Here is a 996-nt window from a genome sequence, read left to right on the forward strand (position 1 = left end):
TTTCGATATCCTGTGTGTCTTTTACCTGTCCACCAATACGGTCAGCGACCATCGTCACTTTAAGACCTTTGCGCGCAGTATAAATCGCTGCCGCTACCCCAGCAGGTCCCGCACCGATGATAGTAACATCCTGCTGCTCTAACTGCTCTTCGTCACCACCCTCTTCTGCTAATAAATCAGGAAACTGCTCTTGTAGCTTTTCGATCAGCTTAGCGGTATCAATCAAACCATTGGCAAATGGCTTACCGTTTAAGAAAACGGCTGGTACACCTTGGATATTATTCGCCTCGACCTGCTCTTGAAACAGTGCACCGTCGATCATCTCATTGCTAATATCATCATTTAAGAGTGCGAATTGGTTCAACGCCTGCACAACTTCTGGGCAACTGTGGCAAGACAACGATACGTAGGTTTGGAACTGTAATGGTTTATTAAAACGCTTAATGAGCTTTTGAATGCCTTCATCCAGCTTTAATGTATGTCCACCAGCCTGAAGAATTGCTAAGATAAGCGACGTAAATTCGTGACCGCCTGGGATACCGCTAAATACAATGCCTGTATCGGTAGGTGTCTCATCAATATGACTACGAACCGCAAAGCTGATTGGGCTTGGCAAGCTGTCGTCATTTATTTGTGCATCGAAGTTAATCTTATCGGTGGTACCAGCAATTTTGGTCAAAAAATCAACCAACTCGTCACGTTTTTCATGCTCACCACTACCCAATACAAAGGTAATCGGACGAGTCATGTTTTCACTATAGCTTTTGACAGCATCTAATAAGCTTTGATCTATCATATTTGTTCCTTATCATTATTGGTTATGTAACGGCAATGCGCCTATTGTACGTTTGAATACAAATTTTTTAGTACTAACAATTTTGTTTAATATCTTATATACAATAGGCTGATACCCTTTAATGTCCCTATTATCATAGGTTTCATGATTTTGAGCAAGCTGGTAAACTCAAACTTTATGTTTTATAAAACCAATCATAA

Annotated in this window: 1 protein-coding gene; it reads right to left on the bottom strand. The window is 40.9% G+C overall.

The window, feature by feature from the left end; genetic code table 11:
• The coding region (locus tag ACS8FD_RS17080) for a thioredoxin family protein (protein ID WP_439276723.1) at window positions 1-796 on the bottom strand (796 nt) is incomplete at its 3' end.
• Window positions 797-996 lie beyond the last annotated feature (200 nt).

It is taken from the genome of Psychrobacter sp. 1U2, from assembly GCF_051847575.1.